Annotated in this window: 2 protein-coding genes; one reads left to right on the plus strand and one right to left on the minus strand. The window is 72.2% G+C overall.

Annotation, left to right across the window (positions count from 1 at the left end):
* Window positions 1-23 precede the first annotated feature (23 nt).
* Entirely contained in the window at window positions 24-2,852 is a 2,829-nt protein-coding gene (locus tag ACIQOV_RS31905; RefSeq protein ID WP_401054167.1) for a hypothetical protein, read from the plus strand.
* 136 nt (window positions 2,853-2,988) lie between these two features.
* Here ACIQOV_RS31905 and ACIQOV_RS31910 read toward each other — a convergent pair whose 3' ends face one another.
* Window positions 2,989-3,666 carry an SMI1/KNR4 family protein gene (locus tag ACIQOV_RS31910; protein ID WP_401054169.1) on the minus strand — a complete coding sequence of 226 codons (678 nt, stop codon included), beginning with the start codon at window positions 3,664-3,666 and terminating at the stop codon, window positions 2,989-2,991.
* Window positions 3,667-3,800 lie beyond the last annotated feature (134 nt).

Here is a 3,800-nt window from a genome sequence, read left to right on the forward strand (position 1 = left end):
CTCCCCGCCTCCAGGAGTCCGACATGGCATTCGCCGTCACCTTCCTCGGCACGGCCCCCATCCCCACGGCGGGCTCCGGAACCGCCTTCAAGCTCTGGTCGTACCGCGTCGACGGCACGGGCGCCGACATCCCCGCCGGCCTGCGGATGGCCCTCGCCCTGCCGGACGGCGTCAGTGTGCAGGACCCCAGCGCCTACCCGGACGTCACCGCGCTGGACGGCACGTTCCTGTGGCGCGACCCGGTCACCGGGCTCAACTTCGCCGGGCGCACCGCGACCTCGCCGACCACGGTGACGATCACCTTCGTCGCACCGGCCCGCACCGCCACCGCGTCGGTGCGCCTGTTCAAGTCCCCGAGCGGCGCGCCGTGGAGCGCGGTCGTGTTCACCGTCGCCGGCAGCGGCGCGGCCGCCGACGGGCAGACCATGGTCCTGCCCGCCCCCGGCGTGCCGACGTTCACCGGGCGCCCGGTCACCGACTTCGAAGGGGCCCTCCCGTACGCCACCGAGGTCTTCGGCGTCTACCAGCCCCTGCTCGGATGGCTCGGCTCGCAGGCCGGCACCGCGGCCGCCGCCGTGCACCCCGGATCCCGGTTCGCGGCACTCGCCTCCGAAAGCTTCCGCGGCGACAACGCCCGGGTGCTGCGCGACCCGGCCCTGGCCGCGCTGGCCGAGTACTACCGCACCTTCGCCGCCCCCGATCTGGAAGCCGCGGCCGGCTCCCCGCCCGACTACGTCACCGGCCTCGCCGCCGCGACGGCCTCCGGCACGGCCCCGCTCACGCCCGTCGGGCTGGTGAACCTCTTCCGCCAGTACTTCTTCGAGTTCGACACCTTCCTCGGCGCGCCGTCCGGGCACATCTGGGTGAGCCCCGGCGGAACCGTCGAGGTCGTCGAGACCAGCACCCTGCGCACCCTGGTCGAGAAGACGACCACGGTCGCGGAGGAGACCACCCGCAAGACCGAGGACAGCCAGACCGACCAGGACGACGTGGCCGACGCGGTCAAGGAGGACAACTCCACCGATACCAAGCTCGGCGTGAGCGCCACCGGCGGAGTGAACGCCACGATCTACCACGCCGACGTCAGCGCCAGCTTCGCCACCCAGAACACGGTCAAGCGGGGGGCGGAGGAGACCCACAAGCACACCCGTACGCAGACCTCCAAGGTCAACACGGAGATCAGGCGCAACTTCAAGACGACCTTCAAGACGGTGACCGAGACCACCGACACCTCCAGCCGCCGCTACGTGCTGCAGAACGCCAGCACCACCGACCTGGTCAACTACGAGTTCCGGCGCAAGATGCGCAAGGTCGGCGTGCAACTGCAGCACATCGGCACCCGACTGTGCTGGCAGGTCTACCTCCCCGACCCGGGCCGGGACCTGGGGCTCGGCGACATGGTCCACGTCGTCGACGCGCCCGACCTCACGGCGATCCCCAAGCCCGCGGACATCCCCGACCTCGAAGACAAGCAGGTGCCCTTCCACTTCGAGGTGCCGTTCCTGCACGACCAGGGCCCGGACGAGGACGCCAAGCTGACCTACCTGCCGGAGAGCGGCAACGCCTGCCGCGGCATCAACCCCACCAGCACCCCCGGCGGACACGACGACATCGTCCAGTTCTGCTTCGACTTCCCGCTCCCGCCGGCCCCACCGGGCTACCGCCTGACCGGGGTCGCCTCGATCGACCGCCACGGAGCGCAGGCCAACTTCGCCCCGCTCGACTCGACCGACCTGGTACCCGACCCCGACCCGGACAAGAACACGCTCAAGATCCGCCTCACCTACGCCAACTGGCAGGGCCGCAAGTCCATGCCGTTCGACGCCGTACTGACCTACACGCCCACCGACGCCGCCAAGACCGACCTCCAGAAGCGGCGGGACGCCGCGCAGGCCGACTACCAGGCGGCGGTCGACCGGCTGGAGCACGAGGCCTACGGCAAGGCGGTGCGCGAACGGCTGCGCCTGGTCAGCGCGCTGACCCCGCGCCGGCCGGAGGTGCTGCGCAGCGAGGAACGGCGCGTGGTGTTCCGCGACATCCTGCGGCGCCTGGAGAACAACGGTCACTACCCCCAGGACCCGGACCACCCCCCGTTCGCGGAATCGGAGCAGATCAACCAGCTCTTCGACGTCGAGGAGATGCTCTACTTCGTCGCCCCGGACTTCTGGCGGCCCGGCCCGGTGGCCCCGCCCGCCCCCGACCGGAACAGCGCCGGCCGCTACCCGCTGCCGCCCGAGAAGCAGCCGCCCCTCCCCGACGGCACCGTCGAACTGCCGCTCGCCGGGCAGACGGTGGCCGGCTGGTACTCCCGCGCGGACGAGTACCGCACCTCGGGCGCGGCGGGCGCGCCCGCCCCCGAATGGCGGGTCGACTACCTCATCACCGAGGAGACCCAGCCGGCGCCGCTCGGCAGCTCGCTGGGCTGGCTGATCCAGATCGACGGCGACGAGCGCCGCAACGAGTTCCTCAACGCCGCCTGGGCCAAGGCCGTCATGCCCGTCAGGCCCGGACAGGAGGTCGCCGCGCTCGCCTGGCTCCTGGGCGTCGAAGGCGTGGCGGGGCTCGGCCTGCCCTACCCCGTCCAGCCCGGAGACCCGCCGGAGTACCAGAACAAGACGTACGGCGACGTCCTGCAGCTCCTCGCGGCCAAGCTCCAGGCCGCCAACACGGCGGTGGACAACACGCTGGCCTCGGAGAAGGTCTTCGAGACGGGATTCGACCCGCTGGAGGGCGGGTTCCGCCGGCCGGACGACCCGTACCAGATCTTCGACCAGTGGATCGAGGTCATGCCCACCGACCAGGTGGCGGCTGTCGCGGTCCGCTACGACCCGCGCACCGGGCAGCAGCTGTGAGCGCGGCGCGCGGCGGCTGAAAGGGCGGCCGGCCCCGGCGCCGGCACCCGCAGCTCGATCCGGACACCCCGGCGGCGGGCGACCCGGGGCGGGCGGCGGAGGGGCACCGCGCCCGGGTCCGCCTCGCCGCGCCCGTTCACCGGGATGCCGCTTCGCGTCGCTCCAGCCAGTCGAGGTACCAGGTGGCGAAGGTGTGGCGGTTCCCCTGCGCGTCGACGCACGGCTCGAAGGGCGGGTCGACCGCACAGTCCCGGTCGCGGAGCTCTCCGCGATGAGGGCCGACGACGACGAGCCAGCTGGTCATCCCGCACCCGTTGTCGCTGATGTGGATCGCGCCCCGGCCGCGTTCCACGCGCCAGATCTCGTCGCCGGCGTCGCCGAATACCTCGCGGTAGTCGTCCAGGCGGTTGGTGTCCCCGTCCCGGGCGGCGGGTTCGTACCCGGCGGCGCGAAGCGTCGCGGTCTGCCGGTCGGCCCAGCCCTCCGTCTCGACGAACGGGCCGCTGGGGTCCAGCAGCCAGGGTTGGTCCTCGTCGTCGTCCCAGACCCATCCCCACGTCCCGTCGATCCGGCGCAGCGAGGTGAGGTGGAGCGCCGGTCCGGGACCGCCAGCCCCGACCTCCGCCAGGAATGCGCGGTACTCACCGGGGAGTGCGACGCCGAACTGGGTCTCGGCCTCGGCGATCTCGGCGGGGGTCAGGGCGGGTTCGAACACCGGGTACCGGGACGGCCCGAGGCCACGGGCCCGACGCTCGGCCTCCTCCACCGCCATGACGCGTTCCCGGACTGACGACCAGTCCACCTGGGTGTTCATGGCTTTCCTGGTTCTCCTGGTTCTGCCGGTGGCGGAGACGGGCCTGACGGATGTTCGTCGTTCAGGGTAGTAGTCGCGGCGGCGGCCGGTGACGACCGGCTGTTCGAGAGGGGACCGGTCCGGCCCCGTGCGGG

The sequence above is a fragment of the Kitasatospora sp. NPDC091257 genome, assembly GCF_044757675.1.
Classification (GTDB): domain Bacteria; phylum Actinomycetota; class Actinomycetes; order Streptomycetales; family Streptomycetaceae; genus Kitasatospora; species Kitasatospora lactacystinica.

Coding starts and splice junctions, on each gene's coding strand:
- ACIQOV_RS31905 (WP_401054167.1), top strand. CDS start 24: ATGGCATTCGCCGTCACCTTCCTCGGCACGGCCCCCATCCCCACGGCG.
- ACIQOV_RS31910 (WP_401054169.1), bottom strand. CDS start 3,666: ATGAACACCCAGGTGGACTGGTCGTCAGTCCGGGAACGCGTCATGGCG.